Raw genomic sequence first — 907 nt, 5'->3', positions numbered from 1 at the left:
CCTTGGCCAGCAGCTCCCCGTTCAGCCCCAGCGCCTTCGGCCACACCGGCTTCACCGGAACCTCTCTGTGGATCGATCCAGAGCGGGAACTGGTGGTGGCGCTGCTCACCAACGCCGTCTACCACGGTCGGCAGGAGAACGGATTCCAGGCTTTCCGGGTTGCCTTCCATCAGGCCATCCTAGAGGGGCTTTCTTGATCATTGAGTCCCTGACCGTTCCCGCTAGGGTGCCGTAGGCATAACCGAGGCTGAGGTGGACGAGACCTTTTACCGACAGTTGGCAGATATGCTCTCCCGCGGGCCGCTGGTGGTGGCCACCGTGATCCGCACCCAGGGATCTGTGCCTCGCCAGGCGGGGGCAAAACTGGCCGTGGGATCCGATGGCACCCTGTTGGGCACCATTGGCGGTGGAGCTGCCGAAGCGGAAGTCATTGCCCGAGCGCAAACCCTTTTGCAGGCTGCCGTTCCCGTTGGCGATGGCGAGAGCAGCGCGGAGCACTTCGGCAAGACGGAGTCCTGGCCGGCTGGGATGCCGGTTTCCCTCGATCTCAACAGCCCTCCCTTGGGCGTTTGCGGGGGACGGATGCACATTTGGCTACAGCGATGGCAGGGATCCCTTGCCCAAACGTTGGCGGCCCAGATCCTCCAGGCTCTGACCCAAGGGCCAAGGGCTTGGCTGATCACCCCCCTCGATCCTCAGGGGTTCCCCTACCTCAGCCTTAGCGACAGCGGTGCGGAGCACTTTGCCCCCCTGCCATCCCGCCCACAGCTCCTCGCGGGATCCTGGGTCGAGCCCCTCCTCCCTTCCCCCACCCTGCTGATCGTCGGAGCGGGCCACTGCGGCCTGTCCCTGGCCCAGGAAGGGATCCCGGAGACCGCCTTCAGCTAGAAATCGCAGGAGCCCCGCA

At 65.2% G+C, this 907-nt stretch carries 2 protein-coding genes; both read left to right on the top strand.

Annotated features, from left to right (window positions below):
* A partial coding sequence (locus NW815_RS11745) for a serine hydrolase (RefSeq protein ID WP_414416042.1) occupies nt 1–197 on the top strand: 197 nt, incomplete at its 5' end.
* Nucleotides 198–252: 55 nt separating this feature from the next.
* The gene (locus tag NW815_RS11740) at nt 253–888 is read left to right on the top strand and encodes an XdhC family protein (protein ID WP_414387800.1); all 636 of its coding nucleotides are present in this window, start codon (nt 253–255) and stop codon (nt 886–888) included.
* Nucleotides 889–907 lie beyond the last annotated feature (19 nt).

Source organism: Synechococcus sp. R6-7, from assembly GCF_047461695.1.
Lineage (GTDB): Bacteria > Cyanobacteriota > Cyanobacteriia > Thermostichales > Thermostichaceae > Thermostichus.
The sequence above is the reverse complement of the archived record's forward strand: the minus strand, read 5'-3'. Positions and strand labels throughout refer to the sequence as shown.